The organism is Streptomyces sp. NPDC048275, from assembly GCF_040652275.1.
Classification (GTDB): Bacteria; Actinomycetota; Actinomycetes; order Streptomycetales; family Streptomycetaceae; genus Streptomyces.
The window spans coordinates 47,235-63,694 of the sequence record NZ_JBEZLR010000040.1 but is presented as its reverse complement, the minus strand read 5'-3'; the positions used below and the strand labels follow the sequence as shown (position 1 = coordinate 63,694).

Genomic DNA, 16,460 nt, shown 5'->3' with positions numbered 1-16,460 from the left:
CGGGAGCCTGACGGGAGATCCACCCGCATGCTCGAGTCAACCGAACCCGCTGAGCCCTCCAAGGGCTCCGAAGCCAACAACACCCCCAGCGACACCCTGCCGCCGCGGCGTCGCCGCCGCGCAGCGTCGCGCCCGGCGGGCCCGCCCACGGGCGCGGCCGAGTCCGAGAGCGTGGCTGAGACCACGGCTCCGGCCATACCGCCGGTGGCGTCCGCCGATCTCGCCGAAGCCACAGAGCTCGCCGAGGCGACAGAGGTCGTCGAGACCGAAGAAACCGAAGAGGCCGAAGAGGCAGCGGTGGAGGCGGTGGCTGAGGATGCCGCTCCGCGTCGTGGGCGTCGTCGTGCCACGCGGCGGGTGTCCACGCCCGCCGGTGCGCCGGTGGCGGCCGAAGCGGCGGAGACCGTCGTGCCCGCGGCCGCGCCCGTCGAGGCCGGGGCTGAGGAGGGTACTCCCGCTCCGTCCGTCGAGGAGGCCGCGCCCGCTGCCCGGCCGCGCCGCCGTGCGACCCGTCGCGCTTCCGCGCCGACCGGTGCGCCCAAGGTGGCCGAGGCGGCTGAGACCGTCGAGACGCCTGAGGGCGCGGAGGTTGCGGCGGCCGTTGAGGCCGCTGAGGTCACCGAGATCGTCGAGGAGTCGGCGCGTGCCGTCGCCGAGCCCGTCGCCGAGGAAGCCGCACCGCGCCGTACCACCCGCCGTCGCGCCACCCGGCGCGTCTCCGCACCCGCCGGTGCGCCCGAGGGCGACACCGTCGACGAGCGTGTGGAGGCGCCCGTGACCAGCGAGAACAAGCCCACTGTGCCTGCCGCGAGCCCCGAGACTGAGGCCGCCGAGGTCGCGCAGGCCGAGGAGGGCGCCCCGCGTCGCGCCACCCGCCGCCGTGCCACCCGTAAGGCCGCCGGCGGTTTCTCCGCCCCCGCGCCGAAGGAGACCGACGAGTCCGGGCGGCGTCCGGCGCGTCCGGCTGTCGCCGTGTTCCAGGCGCCGGTGTTCACCGAGCCGATGTTCCAGACCCCGGAGCGCGCCGCTGCCGCGGCTGCCGCCGAGGCGGCGGAGGTCGTCGAGGCTCCCGAGGTCGTCGAGGCCCCTGAGGCTGTCGAGGTCGTCGAGGAGGCGACCGGCGGGCGTCGGCGCCGTCGTCGCCGGGCCGTCGAGGAGGAGCAGCCCGCGGCTGTGACCGCGGAGGCCGTCGACGAGGTCGAGGAGCCCGAGGAGTCCAGCGAGGACGTCGTCGAGGGTGAGGAGTCCGAGGAGGAGTCGGCCGGGTCGCGCCGTCGTCGCCGCCGTGGTGGCCGGCGCCGTCGCCGTGGTGAGTCCGCCGAGCTGGACGGCGAGTCCGGCGACGACGAGTATGCCGCCGAGCAGGCCGCGCAGGATGCCGAGGACACCGCCGAGCAGGCCGAGGAGGACGCCGAGGAGGCGGACGAGCGCGAGGAGTCCGGTGGCTCCGGCTCCAGCAGCAGCCGTCGCAGGCGCCGCCGTCGGCGTCGCGCCGGTGACTCCGGCACCGACGTCGAGCCCGGCGACAACGACCCCGAGCGCACCGTCGTGAAGGTCCGCGAGCCCCGTAGCAAGAAGGACGAGCGGCCCGGCGATGGCACCGACGAGGTGCAGTCCATCAAGGGCTCGACCCGTCTGGAGGCGAAGAAGCAGCGCCGTCGCGAGGGCCGCGAGCAGGGCCGTCGCCGCGTTCCGATCATCACCGAGGCCGAGTTCCTGGCCCGGCGTGAGGCCGTCGAGCGCGTGATGGTCGTCCGCCAGAGCGGCGAGCGCACCCAGATCGGCGTCCTCGAGGACAACGTGCTCGTCGAGCACTACGTCAACAAGGAGCAGGCGACCTCGTACGTCGGCAATGTGTATCTCGGCAAGGTGCAGAACGTCCTGCCCTCGATGGAGGCCGCCTTCATCGACATCGGCAAGGGCCGCAACGCCGTGCTGTACGCCGGTGAGGTCAACTTCGAGGCGCTGGGCATGGCCAACGGGCCGCGCCGCATCGAGAGCGCGCTGAAGTCCGGCCAGTCGGTCCTCGTGCAGGTCACGAAGGACCCGATCGGTCACAAGGGCGCCCGCCTCACCAGCCAGGTGTCCCTCCCCGGCCGCTACCTGGTCTACGTGCCCGAGGGCTCGATGACCGGCATCAGCCGCAAGCTGCCCGACACCGAGCGCGCACGTCTGAAGACCATCCTCAAGAAGATCGTCCCCGAGGACGCGGGCGTCATCGTGCGCACCGCCGCCGAGGGCGCGAGCGAGGACGAGCTGCGCCGTGACGTCGAGCGACTGCAGGCGCAGTGGGAGGACATCCAGAAGAAGGCGAAGAGCGGCGGCAGCTCCAACGCGCCGTCGCTGCTGTACGGCGAGCCGGACATGACCGTCCGTGTCGTCCGCGACATCTTCAACGAGGACTTCTCCAAGGTCATCGTCAGTGGCGACGAGGCATGGGAGACCATCCACGGGTACGTCTCCCACGTCGCGCCCGACCTGACCGACCGCTTGTCGAAGTGGACCTCCGAGGTCGACGTCTTCGCGACGTACCGGATCGACGAGCAGCTGATGAAGGCGCTGGACCGCAAGGTCTGGCTGCCCAGCGGCGGCTCGCTGGTGATCGACAAGACCGAGGCCATGGTCGTGATCGATGTCAACACCGGCAAGTTCACCGGCCAGGGCGGCAACCTCGAAGAGACCGTGACCAGGAACAACCTGGAGGCGGCCGAGGAGATCGTGCGCCAGCTGCGGCTGCGCGACCTGGGCGGCATCGTCGTCGTCGACTTCATCGACATGGTCCTGGAGTCCAACCGGGACCTGGTGCTGCGGCGGATGCTCGAATGCCTGGGGCGTGACCGGACGAAGCACCAGGTCGCCGAGGTCACCTCGCTCGGCCTCGTGCAGATGACGCGCAAGCGCGTCGGACAGGGTCTGCTGGAGTCCTTCTCCGAGACCTGCGTCCACTGCAACGGCCGTGGCGTCATCGTGCACATGGAGCAGCCGACCTCCGTCGGAGGCGGTGGCAAGCGCAAGAAGCGCGGCCGGGGCGGCGCCGAGCTGGCCCCCGAGCACGAGCTCACGCACGAGGCCGAGGAGGAGCTGGAGACGGTCGAGAGCGAGGCCGAGGTGGCCGCCGAGGTCGCCGCGCCCGTGGCGCTCGCCGTGTCCGAGTTCGTACCGGACGAGGAGCTGTACAGCAGCGCCGCCGAGGCGGAGGCCGCGGCTTCCCGTGGCCGTTCGCGGCGCCGGGCGACCCGGCGGGCGTCGGCTCCGGCGGGTGCGCCGAGGACCGAGGAGCGCGCTCCCCGGGGCCGGCGTGAGGAGCGGGCGGAGCGGACTCTGCTGTCCCGTGAGGCCGCCGAGTCCGAGCCGGTCGCGGTCGAGGACCCGGTCGTCGAGGCACCTGAGGCCGTGTCGGTTCCGGAGGCCGTGGCGGTCCCCGAGGCCGCCGTACAGCAGGAAGAGGCCGCTCCCAAGGGCCGTACACGCCGTCGCGCGACGCGGAAGGTATCGGCCCCGGCCGGTTCCCCGAAGGCGGCGGAGGAGGCTGTGGTGACGGTCACGGAGCCGGTCGCGGCGGTGCCGTCCGAGGCCGTCGTCGAGGTCGTCGAGCCGAAGCCCGAGCCCGTGGCTGAGCCTGTCGCCGAGAGCGCCGCGCCAGCCCGTCCGCGCCGCCGTGCCGTCCGCAAGGCCACCGCGCCCACCGCGTCCGAGGAGGCGGCCGTCGTGGTCGTCCCGTCGGTCTCGGCGGAGATCCCCGCGGAGACGGTCACCGAGGCGGCCGAGACGGTGGCCGAGGCCGACGTCGAGGCTCCGGCCAAGAAGACGGCCGCCCGCAAGACGGCCAAGAAGGCGACGGCGAAGAAGGCCGCCACCAAGAAGACCGTTGCCAAGAAGGCGGTCGCGAAGAAGGCGGTCGCGAAGAAGACCGCCGCGAAGAAGACCGCCGCGAAGAAGACGACCGCCAGGAAGGTGGCGTCAAAGAAGACGGCGGCGGCCGAGCAGCAGGAACAGCCGACGGTGTCGGCGACCACGGAGGGCTGACCGACTCCCTCCTGCGCGCCCCGCGAAACGAGGCGGAAGAACGGCGGTGGCCCGCCCCCGGTGAGAACCGGGGGCGGGCCACCGCCGTTCCGCGTGCACTGAATCGTTGTGCACTGAATCCTCGTCATTTGTGCAGTGCTCGCAGGCCCCGCCGAGAAGGAGACAACTCGGTCCGTCCGGGGCGAATCACGCTTTCCGGGCCGCGAGCTGTCACCCGAAGGACGAATAGGTGAACGGAATGTGAAACAAGACTCAACGGGCGAGGCTAGGATGAAGGGAGGGGATTGACGTCAAACTTCAGACAAATGGGGATTTTCATCCTCGTAGGTATACATAGTATTGGGGGGGCCAATACGTGAAGGCTCTTGTGCTTTCCGGGGGAGCGGGCACCCGCCTCCGCCCGATCACTCACACCTCGGCCAAACAGCTGGTGCCGGTCGCCAACAAGCCTGTGCTCTTCTACGGCCTGGAAGCGATCGCCGAAGCCGGGGTCAGCGAGGTCGGAATCGTCGTGGGGGACACTGCGGACGAGATCCGCGAGGCGGTGGGGGACGGCTCCCGATTAGGGGTCAAGGTCACCTACATTCCGCAGGATGCGCCACTGGGGCTCGCCCACGCCGTACTCATCGCCCAGGACTTCCTCGGCGACGACGACTTCGTCATGTACCTCGGCGACAACTTCATCGTCGGTGGCATCACCGGCGTGGTGGAGGAGTTCCGGGCCGAGCGGCCCGACGCGCAGATCCTGCTGACCAGGGTCCCCAACCCCACCTCCTTCGGTGTCGCGGAGCTCGACGGCGACGGCCTGGTGGTGGGCCTGGAGGAGAAGCCGAAGAAGCCGAAGAGCGATCTGGCGCTCGTCGGCGTGTACCTGTTCACCTCGGCGATACACGAGGCCGTCCGCTCCATCGAGCCCTCCTGGCGTGGCGAGTTGGAAATCACGCACGCCATCCAGTGGCTGATCGACGAGAAGCGTGACGTCCGCTCCACCACCATCTCCGGCTACTGGAAGGACACCGGCAACGTCACCGACATGCTGGAGGTCAACCGGTCCGTCCTGGAGACCGTCGAGCCCCTGAACGCGGGCACGGTGGACGAGGACAGCGAGATCATCGGCCGGGTGCGCATCGAGGCGGGCGCCCGCGTCAGTGGCAGCCGGATCGTCGGACCTGCGATCATCGGCGCCGGCGCGGTGGTCAACGACGCGTACATCGGCCCGTTCACCTCCGTTTCCGAGGACTGCCGGATCGAGGACAGCGAAATCGAGTACTCCATCGTGCTGCGCGGCTCCTCCGTGACCGGCGTGCGCCGGGTGGAGGCCTCGCTGATCGGGCGTGATGTCGAAGTCACGCCGGCCCCCCGTAATCCTTCAGCCCACCGGCTGGTGCTCGGTGATCACAGCAAGGTGCAGATCTCTTCATGACGACCAAGATCCTGGTGACCGGCGGCGCCGGTTTCATCGGCTCCCACTACGTCCGTACGCTGCTCGGCCCTCAGGGCCCCGGTGATGTCGCGATCACCGTCCTGGACAAGCTGACGTACGCGGGTAACCCGGCCAACCTCGACGAGGTGCGCGCGCACCCGGGATTAGCCTTCGTGCAGGGCGACATCTGCGACCCCGAGCTGGTCGGCAAGCTGATGGCCGAGCACGACGAGGTCGTGCACTTCGCCGCCGAGTCGCACGTCGACCGCTCCATCGACGGCGGCGCGGAGTTCGTCCGCACGAACGTGGTCGGCACCCACACGCTCATCGACGCGGCGCACCGGGCCGGTATCAAGACCTTCGTGCACATCTCCACCGACGAGGTCTACGGCTCGATCGACGAGGGCTCCTGGCCCGAGACCCACCCGCTGGAGCCCAACTCGCCCTATTCCTCGGCGAAGGCATCCAGCGACCTGATCGCGCTGTCGTACCACCGCACCCACGGCCTGGACGTCCGCGTCACCCGCTGCTCCAACAACTACGGGCACCACCACTTCCCCGAGAAGGTCATCCCGCTCTTCGTCACCAACCTCCTCGACGGCAAGAAGGTCCCGCTGTACGGCGACGGCGGCAACGTCCGCGACTGGCTGCACATCGACGACCACGTCCAGGGCATCGACCTGGTCCGCACCAAGGGCCGCGCGGGCGAGGTCTACAACATCGGTGGCGGCACCGAACTCTCCAACAAGGAGCTCACCGGGCTGCTGCTGGCGGCCTGCGGCGCCGACTGGGAGACCAGCGTCGAGTACGTCGAGGACCGCAAGGGCCACGACCGCCGCTACTCGGTCGACTGCACCAAGATCCGCGAGGAGCTGGGCTACGTCCCGCGCAAGAGCTTTGAGCAGGGGCTCGCGGAGACGGTCCGGTGGTACCGCGAGAACCGCGCGTGGTGGGAACCGCTGAAGGAGCGGGCGGCCCTGTGAGTGACACCCGAAGCTGGCTGGTGACCGGTGCGGGCGGGATGCTCGCGCAGGATGTCCTGGCCCGGCTCGCTGACGCCGGCATCCCGGCGGTCGCGGTCGCCCGCACCGACCTGGACATCACCGACCCCGCCGCCGTACAGGCCGTTCTCTCGGAGCACCGCCCGGCTGTCGTGGTCAACTGCGCCGCCTGGACGGCCGTGGACGACGCGGAGACCCGCGAGGACGACGCCCTGCGGATCAACGGTGACGGCCCCCGGCACCTGGCCGAGGCGTGCCGCGAGCTGGACGCCGTACTCCTGCACGTCTCCACGGACTACGTCTTCCCCGGCGACGCCGAGAAGCCGTACGCGGAGGACGCCCCGACCGGCCCGCGCAGCGCGTACGGCCGCACGAAGCTGGTCGGTGAGCGCGCGGTGCTCAAGGCGCTGCCGGACCTCGGCTACGTGGTCCGTACCGCCTGGCTCTACGGGGCCGGCGGCGGCAATTTCGTCCGTACGATGATCAAACTTGAGAGCGTCAAAGACTCCCTCGACGTCGTCGACGACCAGCGAGGTCAGCCCACCTGGACGGTGGATCTGGCCGACCGGCTGGTCCTGCTGGGCCAGGCTGCGCTGGCCGGCACCGCTCCGGCCGGTGTGTATCACGGCACCAGTAGCGGCGAGACCACCTGGTTCGGCTTCGCCCGGGAGATCTTCCGGCTCCTCGGCACCGATCCGGCGCGGGTCCGGCCGACCACCAGCGCGGCGTTTGCCCGCCCCGCGCCCCGGCCCGCGTACAGCGTGCTGGGCCACGACCGTTGGCAGCAGGCCGGCATCGAACCGATACGCGGCTGGTCCGAGGGACTCAGCTCTGCGATGCCCGTGCTGGTCGCTGAGCCCCAGGAGGGGAATCCATGACCGTGAAGGTCAGCATCATCATCCCGGTCTACAACGCGGGGGTCTACATCGAGCGCCCGATCAACTCGATCCTGAAGCAGACACTGCCGCAGGACGAGCTCGAGGTGATCTTCGTCGACGACGGGTCGACCGATGATTCTGCGGAGCGACTCCAGTCGATGGCTGACAAGACCGAGAACTTCCGGGTGCTCTCCATGCCGAACTCGGGCTGGCCCGGGCGTCCCCGTAATGTCGGTGTCGCCAACGCACGCGGCGAGTACGTACATTTCCTCGACCAGGACGACTGCTTGGGCCCGAAGGCGCTGCAGACAATGTACGACCGGGCGCTGAAGAACAATTCTGACATTGTCGTCGGCAAGGTGAAGGGCAATATGCGTGGCCCTATTCGCCTCTTCCGGGAGTCGATTGAACGCACCGGCCCGGAGTTCGCCGAGCTGTACGAGACGCTGACTCCGCACAAGATGTTCCGGCGTGAATTCCTGCTCGACAACGACATCACCTTCCAGGAAGGGCGGTGTCGTCTCGAGGACCAGATGTTCCTGGCGAAGGCCTATCCGCTCGCCAAGAGCATCACGATCGTCAGCGATGTCGTGTGCTACGACTGGAGCAAGCGCGACGACGGCAGTAACAACAGCAAGACCCGGACCGAGCCGGCGGACTATTATCCGTGGCTTGCCAAGACCGCGCAGATCGTCAAGGCCAACACGACCCCGGGACCGGCGCGCGACGCCTTCCTGACGCGTAACTACCGGGTTGAAGTCCTGCGGAACACCTCCACGCAGGGTTTCCTGAACGGCGATCCCTTCAGCATGGGGCACTACGAGGCGGCCCGTAAGGTAGCGGTCGAGGAGTACACGGATTCCGTCCGTGAGGGGTTGCCACCGCTCTGGCGGTTCCGCGCCGAACTGCTCGAGGCCGACCGGGTCGAGGACCTGCGCAAGGTGGCCCAGCGCTACCGCGACGCCATCAGCGAGGTCGAGTTCAGTGGACCGGTGCGCTGGCGGCGGGGTGTGCTGGAGGCGCCGTTCCGTGCCCGGCTGCGGTACGAGGACGGTGCCACGGTGAAGGTCAGGAAGCTGGGCGATGGCTACGGCCTCGACCTCGCCCTGGTCCATGGGATCGAGGGCGGGCCCGACTGGTCCTTCAAGGACATCGAGAACCGTGCGGCCATAGATTTCCAGCTGCGTCAGCGCAACAAGGCGCAGGCTTGGTTCCCTGAAGTCGAATCCAGAGTGACTATCGCCGCTGACGGGACTGTGGAGATCGAGGGAACCGTCCGCATTGACCCTGACACCTCCGCGTGTGGCGGTCGGCTCCCCAAGGGGCTTTACGACGTTCACGTCAACGTCCAGTTGCTCGGGATCGACCGGGTGGCCCGTATCGAGGGCGGCCCGGCGAGTGAACTGCTGCCCTGCGGCGGTGAGCGGTCGGAGCGCCTGAATATCCAGGCTGCCCCCTACTGGACCCGGGACGGGCGGCTGGCTCTTGACATCGGCGGAAACATGCACAAGGTGCCGGACAAGCCAGCCGTATCCCAGGCCATTTGGCGGAGAGTCGCCAAGAAGGTCAAAAGAGTTCTCGCATCCTGACCCGGAGGTCCCGCTACATCATGAAACCCCTCTCTATCGAAGGCGCCTGGCTCCACGAGCCCAACGTCTTTCCGGACGAGCGCGGTAGCTTCCACGAATGGTTCGGCGGATCGGATTTCCGAGCGAGTACCGGGCATGACCTGTCCCTGGCCCAGGCCAACTGCTCGGTCTCCCGCCGCGGCACCCTGCGCGGTATCCACTTCGCCGACGTGCCGCCGAGCCAGGCCAAATACGTGAAGTGCGTACGCGGTGCTGTGCTCGACGCCATCGTCGACATACGGGTCGGCTCCCCCACCTACGGGCAGTGGGAGCTGGTCCGGCTCGACGACGAAACACACGCCTCGGTCTACCTGTCCGAAGGCCTCGGGCACGCCTTCCTGGCGCTGACCGACGACGCGACGGTCGTCTACCTCTGTTCCGAGGGCTACGCACCGCAGCGGGAGCACGGCATCCATCCCCTCGATCCCGAGTTGGGCATCGAATGGCCGGCGGACGTGGATCCGTTGCTGTCGGACAAGGATGCCGCTGCTCCGACGCTGGCGGACGCGGCGACGCAGGGACTGCTCCCCAGATACGAGGACTGCATCGCCCATCGCGCGGAACTCGCAAGCACCGAAGTTACCGGAAGGTAGCTGTTTACTCTCCGGTCACCTCGCGGCTAGCTTCCGTGGGATCGGTTCGTCGTCAACTATCAGTGAAGGGCGCGTTCTACGTGGATCGGCACGGATTTCTCCGCCAGCTGCACATGGTTTATCGCCCCCGCAACTATCTCGAGATCGGCGTCAATGACGGCCGCAGCCTGACGCTGTCTCGAGTTCCCACGGTCGCTGTCGATCCGGCATTCAAGGTGACGTCAGAGATCAGCTGCGATGTGCACATGATCAAGGCTACGAGCGACGCCTTCTTCGACCGAAGGGACCCGTTGATTCACCTGCGAAACGGCCGCAACCCGTTCCGCGCGCTAGCCCGCCGCGATCCGCTGAACCTCCTGGGCGGTGAGCCGCGGCTAGACCTGTCGTTCATCGACGGCATGCACCTCTTCGAGTTCGCACTGCGGGACTTCATGAACGTCGAGCGGCACTCGCGCTGGTCGAGCGTGATCGTGCTGGACGACATGCTGCCGCGCAACGTCGACGAGGCGGCCCGCGACCGGCACACCGGGATGTGGACCGGCGACGTGTTCAAGGTGGTGCAGGTGCTACGGCGCTTCCGCCCCGATCTGGTGGTGGTGGAACTCGACACGAAGCCGACCGGTGTCGTCGCGGTCTTCGGGGCGGATCCGACCAGCACCGTGCTGAAGGACAACTACGACAAGATCATGGAGGAGTACCGCGCCGACGACCCGCAGGACGTCCCGGAGGAAGTCCTGCTCCGCAAGAACGCCGTCCAGGGCGAGACCCTGCTCAAGGCGGACTTCTGGCCGACACTGACCCGGGCTCGCAACCTGCGTCGCCCTCGCTCGGCGTTCGCGCCCATACGCCGCCGCATCGAAGCGGTGGCTGGCTGACACCGGCTGCTCCTCGGGCCGGCGTGTCCGGCCCGAGGAGCACGCACCTTCGCGGACGTCCCGCCCAGCCAGGCCAAGTGCGTACGCGGCGTGGTGCTCGACGTGATCGTTGACATCCGGGTCGGCTCGCCCATGTACAAGCAGTGGGAGATCGTCCGGCCCGACGACAGTGCGCACCACACCGTCACGGTGCGAGCGAGCACGCCGACCGGTCTCCTGGAACTGCCCCGCATGGTCCCTCCCCAGAGTGAACTCTTGCGACAGAGGTATTTGAGCAGGAAGTGACGTGTGCATACAGAGGACCTCATCTGGGCGCGGTGACGGGCCGGGCCGGACCCGGTTTGACCCGCCATGGCACTGCCCGTAACCTGAATCCTCGGTGTGTCTCCGTACACACCCATCCCTGAGCACCCCACCTCCTGCTCTCTGAGCGGGGGAGGCCGCTCGTCCACATCCGGATCATCGGGCCCTCGGGTCCGTGTGAGCGGCTGGCGTCAGGGGTCCGGTCCCGAGTGAAAGAGAGATCCGCGTGTACGCCATCGTGCGCAGCGGTGGTCGCCAGCACAAGGTTGCTGTCGGCGACATCGTTGAGGTTGACAAGATTTCCACTGCCAAGGTTGGCGACACCGTAGAGCTCTCTACGCTGCTCGTTGTCGACGGCGAAGCCGTGACGAGCGACCCCTGGGTCCTCGCCGGCATCAAGGTCCAGGCCGAGGTCGTGGACCACCACAAGGGCGCGAAGATCGACATCCTTCGCTACAAGAACAAGACCGGCTACCGCCGTCGTCAGGGCCACCGCCAGCAGTACACGGCGATCAAGGTCACTGAGATCCCCGCGGCTGCGAAGTAAGGGACTGAGGAGAGATGGCACACAAGAAGGGCGCATCGTCCACTCGGAACGGTCGCGACTCCAATGCTCAGCGGCTCGGCGTGAAGCGCTTCGGCGGTCAGGTCGTCAATGCCGGTGAGATCCTGGTCCGCCAGCGCGGCACCCACTTCCACCCGGGCAACGGCGTCGGCCGTGGCAAGGACGACACGCTGTTCGCCCTTGACGCCGGTGCGGTGGAGTTCGGTACCCACCGTGGCCGCAAGGTCGTGAACATCGTTCCGGTCGCCTGACCGGTTCTTTCGCGAGGCGGACCTCACTTCCCGGTCGGGAAGTGGGTCCGCCTTTCGTTTGTTATCCAAGAGACATTCCGTACAACAGACACTCCGTACGAGAGACATTCCGTACGCGCTGAGAAGTAACCCAAGTGCTGGAGGCACCCCACATGACCACCTTCGTGGACCGCGTCGAGCTGCACGTCGCCGCGGGTAGCGGAGGCCACGGCTGTGCCTCCGTTCACCGGGAGAAGTTCAAGCCGCTCGGCGGCCCGGACGGCGGCAACGGCGGCCGTGGCGGTGACGTGATGCTGGTCGTCGACCAGTCCGTGACCACGCTGCTCGACTACCACCACTCCCCGCACCGCAAGGCGACCAACGGCAAGCCCGGCGAGGGCGGCAACCGGTCCGGCAAGGACGGGCAGGACCTGATCCTGCCGGTGCCGGACGGCACGGTCGTACTCGACAGGGCGGGCAACGTCCTCGCGGACCTCGTCGGCCACGGCACGTCGTACGTCGCCGCGCAGGGCGGTCGTGGCGGCCTCGGCAACGCGGCGCTGGCCTCGGCCCGCCGCAAGGCGCCCGGCTTCGCGCTGCTCGGGGTGCCCGGGGATCTGCAGGACATCGTCCTGGAGCTGAAGACCGTCGCGGACGTGGCCCTCGTCGGCTACCCGAGCGCGGGCAAGTCCTCGCTGATCTCGGTCCTGTCCGCCGCCAAGCCGAAGATCGCGGACTACCCGTTCACGACCCTCGTCCCCAACCTGGGCGTGGTGACGGCGGGCGAGACGGTCTACACCATCGCCGACGTGCCCGGACTCATCCCCGGCGCCAGCCAGGGCAAGGGCCTCGGCCTCGAATTCCTCCGCCACGTCGAGCGGTGCAGCGTGCTCGTCCATGTCCTGGACACGGCGACCCTGGAGTCCGACCGCGACCCGGTCACCGACCTCGACATCATCGAGGAGGAGCTGAAGCAGTACGGCGGCCTCGGCAACCGCCCGCGCATGGTCGTCCTGAACAAGATCGACGTACCCGACGGCAAGGACCTCGCCGAGATGGTCCGCCCCGACCTGGAGGCTCGCGGCTACCGCGTCTTCGAGGTGTCGGCGGTCGCGCACATGGGCCTCAAGGAGCTGTCCTTCGCCCTCGCCGAGCTGATCGGGAAGGCGCGCGCCGCCAAGCCCAAGGAGGAGGCGACCCGGATCGTCATCCGCCCGAAGGCGGTCGACGACGCGGGCTTCACCGTGGTCCAGGAGGAGGACGGCCTCTTCCGCGTGCGCGGGGAGAAGCCCGAGCGCTGGGTCCGCCAGACCGATTTCAGCAACGACGAGGCCGTCGGCTACCTCGCCGACCGTCTCAACCGCCTCGGCGTCGAGGCGGAGCTGATGAAGGCGGGCGCCCGCTCGGGCGACGGCGTTGCCATCGGACCCGAGGAGAACGCGGTCGTCTTCGACTGGGAGCCGACGGTGATGGCTGGTGCGGAGATGCTGGGGCGGCGTGGTGAGGACCACCGGTTCGACGCGCCGCGGCCTGCCACGCAGCGTCGCCGGGACAAGCAGGCGGAGCGGGACGAGTCGGAGAAGGAGTACGACGACTTCGAGCCGTTCTAGGGGCGGCTCGGGGGTTCCAGGGCCGGCTTGGGGCTGAGGGGGTTTTGCCCCCGCCGCCCCCGTCCGGTCCCGTCCCCTGTGGGCTGCCGCCTCCAGACCCCCGCTTCGGCCTGAACGGCTTCGTCCTCGAACGCCGGACGGGCTGAGTGGCCCGGTACTGAAAGAACGTCAGGCCCGCCGCGGTGCAGGGATTTTCCCCGCACCGCGGCGGGTCTCCTTTTGCTCGCTCATTTGTCATGTTCGTGATGGACCCCGTTCAGCGAGCGGGCCGTTGCGCCGTGTGAGCTTCCCGGTGTCAAAGGGGCCACCGACGCAAGGGAGTTCACCGATGACCGGAGCTGTCTCACGCGATCGTCGCCGCTTTCTGACCACCAGTGCCGGGGTGCTGGGTGCCGCGGCCACCACGCAGCTGTGGCTGCCCGCCACCGCGCGAGCCGCCGAAACACCCCTGCCCGACGGTGTGTTCGCGCTCGGTGTCGCCTCCGGCGATCCGCTGCCGGGCGCCGTCGTGCTGTGGACCAGGCTCGCCCCCGACCCACTCGACGGCGGCGGTATGCCCGACCGCGCGGTGCCGGTGGAATGGGAGCTCGCCGAGGACAGCCGGTTCAGGAAGCGGGTGCGGCGGGGTGTCGCGCGGGCGTTGCCCTAGTACGGCCACAGCGTGCACGTCGACGTACGCGGACTGCGCCCGGACCGCGCCTACTGGTACCGCTTCCGCACCTCCGGACAGCTCTCGCCGACCGGCCGCACCCGCACCGCGCCCCACCCGCGCAGCTCGGGCGGCACGCTCCGCGTCGCCCTCGCCTCCTGCCAGAACTGGCAGAACGGTTACTTCACGCCGTACGCCGACATGCGCGACCAGGATCCGGACGTCGTCGTCTTCGTCGGCGACTACATCTACGAGACCAGGCCGTCGGCCACGGCCACCCGTACGCACGAGGGCAGCAACGAGCCGTACACCCTCGTCCAGTACCGCAACCGCTACGCGCAGTACCGCACCGATCCGCACCTCGCGGCGATGCACGCGGCCGCGCCCTGGGTGGTCACCTTCGACGACCACGAGGTCGACAACGACTACGCGGGCGACATCCCGCAGGACCCGGCCAGTCAGTCGCACGACGCCTTCGTGGCCCGGCTGACCGCCGCCTACCAGGCGTACTACGCGCACATGCCGGTCCGGGCGAGCGCGATCCCGAACGGGCCGCACATCCAGATGTACCGGCGGCTCGACTTCGGCCGGCTGGCCCGCCTCAACGTCCTGGACACCCGGCAGTACCGCAGCGACCAGGCGACGAGCCAGGCGGGCGCCGCGAACCCCGCGCTCACCATGCTCGGCGCCGAGCAGAAGGAGTGGCTGCTCGACGGCCTGCACGGGTCGCCGACCCGCTGGAACCTGATCGCCTCACAGATCATGATGGCCGAGACGGATCTCCAGGTCGGCGAGGGCAAGCTCTGGTACTACGACGCCTGGGACGGCTACCAGGTCGAACACAACGCCCTCATGGGGGAGTTCGCGAGCATCCGCAACCCCGTCGTGCTGACCGGCGACCGCCACCTCAGCATGATCAGCGACCTCAAGAAGGACTTCGCAGACCCGGACTCCGACGTCGTCGGCGCCGAGTTCGTCGGGACCTCCATCTCCAGCGGCGGCGACCAGGACCAGGCGGCCTTCCACAAGGACTGGGACCCGCGGATGGCGGACAACCCGCACTGGAAGTTCATCGACGCCCATCGCGGCTACCACCTCTTCGACATCCGGCGCGACGGCATCGACGCCCAGGTGCGCGTCCCGGAGACCGTCCTGAAGCCCGACGCCGCCTCCAGCACGCTGGCCCGGCTGCGGGGCGAGGCGGGGACGCCGGGAGTGCGACTGGTCTGATCACCTGGGGCCACCTGGGGGACCGCCTGAGGGGGAGGCTCTGGAGCTCATATGAGTCCCAGGGCTCTCTCAGTTAATACTCAGGTAAGAGATTTAACCTCCCTTGACCATGGAGACCGACTGTACGACTCATGACACGGTGGCCACCGGGACGGAAACAGAAGCCGTCCAGGAAGTGGCGCGAACCGTCGCGATGGGTGCCCCCGGCGCCCTGCCCGTAGGCACCCGGCTGCTGCACATCGGCCCGCACAAAACCGGGACCACGTCGATCCAGGGCGCGCTGTTCGCGGCGAAGGAGACGATGGCCGGGCACGGCGTCGACTTCCCGGCACGCAGCAGGCACCCCATGGAGGCGGCCCTCGGCATCTGCGCCCGGCCCGGCATGATGGGCGACACCAGGCCCACCGAGGGCCACTGGAAGCGGCTCGTCGACGCGGTGCACGCGACCGGCAAGCGCACCTCGGTGGTCAGCAGCGAGTTCTTCGCCGACGCGCCCGACGACGAGACCATCGCCCGGATCGTCGACGACCTCGGCCGGGACCGGGTACACGTCCTGGTCACCCTCCGCCCGCTGGCGAAGATCATGCCCTCGCAGTGGCAGCAGTACGTGCAGAACGGTCTGCGCATGGGCTACGAGGACTGGCTGACGCACATGCTGCGCAAGGCCCCGTACGAGAAGCCCAACCCGAGCTTCTGGCGCCGCCACCGCCACGACCGGCTGGTGGAGCGCTGGGTGCGGGTGGTCGGCGCCGAGAACGTCACCGTCGTCGTGGTCGACGACAGCGACCGCGGCGGCCTCATGCGCACCTTCGAATCCCTCCTCGGTCTGCCGGACGGTCTCCTGGTGCCGGTTCCGGACACGGCGAATCGCTCTCTCACCCTCGCCGAGACCGAAATGCTGCGAAAGCTCAATATGGAGTTCCGCGGCAATGGGCTGCCCGACGAGGTGTATTCCAAGCTGGTGCGCAATGGCGCGGTCATGCATATGAAGAACACCTGCCGTCCCGCGGCGGACGACGCGCGGATCCACACGCCGACGTGGGCGCTGGAGGCGGCCGCGGGCATCGGCGCGGAGACGGCCGAGCGGATCGGCACCATGGGCGTACGCGTACTCGGCGACCCCGCGCTGCTGTCTGCCCCACCCGTCGCGGGCGGTGCCGAGGAGACGGCGTCCCCGCGGATCGATCCCGAGGTGGCGGCCCAGGCGCTGTACGGGGCGCTCGCCGTGGCGGCCGCGACTCCCGCCGTGCGCGCCGCCGCTGTCCGCTCGGTTCACCAGACCTCGTCCAAGGAACTCGTCCGGGTGCTCGGCCACCGGGTCCTCAAGCGGCTGAAGCGCAAGTAGCGGAAGCGGTAAGTAACGGACGGGCCTCGCTTCCGCTGCGGAGGCGAGGAGAAAACGTACAAAAACCGTGTGGAGTTACTCACAGCAAATCCGGACAATCCGGT

General features: G+C 68.8%; 11 protein-coding genes and 2 pseudogenes. All 13 read left to right on the top strand.

What is annotated here, in order from left to right; all coding sequences use genetic code 11:
• The first annotated feature begins 27 nt into the window (after nt 1–27).
• The 13 genes and pseudogenes from AB0D57_RS23660 (at nt 28) to AB0D57_RS23600 (ending at nt 16,356) form a co-directional block, all read left to right on the top strand.
• Entirely contained in the window at nt 28–4,026 is a 3,999-nt protein-coding gene (locus AB0D57_RS23660; protein ID WP_362076240.1) for an Rne/Rng family ribonuclease, read from the top strand.
• Between the two features lie 355 nt (nt 4,027–4,381).
• The gene (locus AB0D57_RS23655; RefSeq protein ID WP_362076237.1) at nt 4,382–5,449 is read left to right on the top strand and encodes a glucose-1-phosphate thymidylyltransferase; all 1,068 of its coding nucleotides are present in this window, start codon (nt 4,382–4,384) and stop codon (nt 5,447–5,449) included.
• Nucleotides 5,446–6,432, top strand: a complete 987-nt coding sequence (gene rfbB, locus AB0D57_RS23650; RefSeq protein ID WP_362076234.1) for a dTDP-glucose 4,6-dehydratase — start codon at nt 5,446–5,448, stop codon at nt 6,430–6,432. The genes AB0D57_RS23655 and rfbB overlap by 4 nt, the downstream gene beginning before the upstream one ends.
• A complete protein-coding gene (gene rfbD, locus AB0D57_RS23645) occupies nt 6,429–7,328 on the top strand; it encodes a dTDP-4-dehydrorhamnose reductase (RefSeq protein ID WP_362076231.1) in 900 nt (299 codons plus the stop codon). The genes rfbB and rfbD overlap by 4 nt, the downstream gene beginning before the upstream one ends.
• On the top strand, nt 7,325–8,917 hold the full coding sequence (locus AB0D57_RS23640) for a glycosyltransferase family A protein (RefSeq protein ID WP_362076228.1): 1,593 nt from the start codon (nt 7,325–7,327) through the stop codon (nt 8,915–8,917). The genes rfbD and AB0D57_RS23640 overlap by 4 nt, the downstream gene beginning before the upstream one ends.
• 20 nt (nt 8,918–8,937) lie before the next feature.
• Complete coding sequence (gene rfbC, locus AB0D57_RS23635; protein WP_362076225.1) at nt 8,938–9,549, top strand: dTDP-4-dehydrorhamnose 3,5-epimerase; 612 nt, start codon at nt 8,938–8,940, stop codon at nt 9,547–9,549.
• An 80-nt stretch (nt 9,550–9,629) separates the two neighbouring features.
• Complete coding sequence (locus AB0D57_RS23630; protein ID WP_362076222.1) at nt 9,630–10,424, top strand: class I SAM-dependent methyltransferase; 795 nt, start codon at nt 9,630–9,632, stop codon at nt 10,422–10,424.
• A 48-nt stretch (nt 10,425–10,472) separates the two neighbouring features.
• Nucleotides 10,473–10,610, top strand: a pseudogene (locus AB0D57_RS23625) (dTDP-4-dehydrorhamnose 3,5-epimerase family protein); the annotation flags it as partial.
• 343 nt (nt 10,611–10,953) lie between these two features.
• Nucleotides 10,954–11,274, top strand: a complete 321-nt coding sequence (gene rplU / locus AB0D57_RS23620) for a 50S ribosomal protein L21 (RefSeq protein WP_103551359.1) — start codon at nt 10,954–10,956, stop codon at nt 11,272–11,274.
• Nucleotides 11,275–11,288: 14 nt separating this feature from the next.
• Nucleotides 11,289–11,543 carry a 50S ribosomal protein L27 gene (gene rpmA, locus AB0D57_RS23615; RefSeq protein WP_028802588.1) on the top strand — a complete coding sequence of 85 codons (255 nt, stop codon included), beginning with the start codon at nt 11,289–11,291 and terminating at the stop codon, nt 11,541–11,543.
• Nucleotides 11,544–11,695: 152 nt separating this feature from the next.
• The gene (gene obgE, locus AB0D57_RS23610; RefSeq protein ID WP_362076218.1) at nt 11,696–13,132 is read left to right on the top strand and encodes a GTPase ObgE; all 1,437 of its coding nucleotides are present in this window, start codon (nt 11,696–11,698) and stop codon (nt 13,130–13,132) included.
• Between the two features lie 328 nt (nt 13,133–13,460).
• Nucleotides 13,461–15,011, top strand: a pseudogene (locus AB0D57_RS23605) (alkaline phosphatase D family protein).
• Nucleotides 15,012–15,204: 193 nt separating this feature from the next.
• Nucleotides 15,205–16,356, top strand: a complete 1,152-nt coding sequence (locus tag AB0D57_RS23600) for a hypothetical protein (RefSeq protein ID WP_362076288.1) — start codon at nt 15,205–15,207, stop codon at nt 16,354–16,356.
• Nucleotides 16,357–16,460 lie beyond the last annotated feature (104 nt).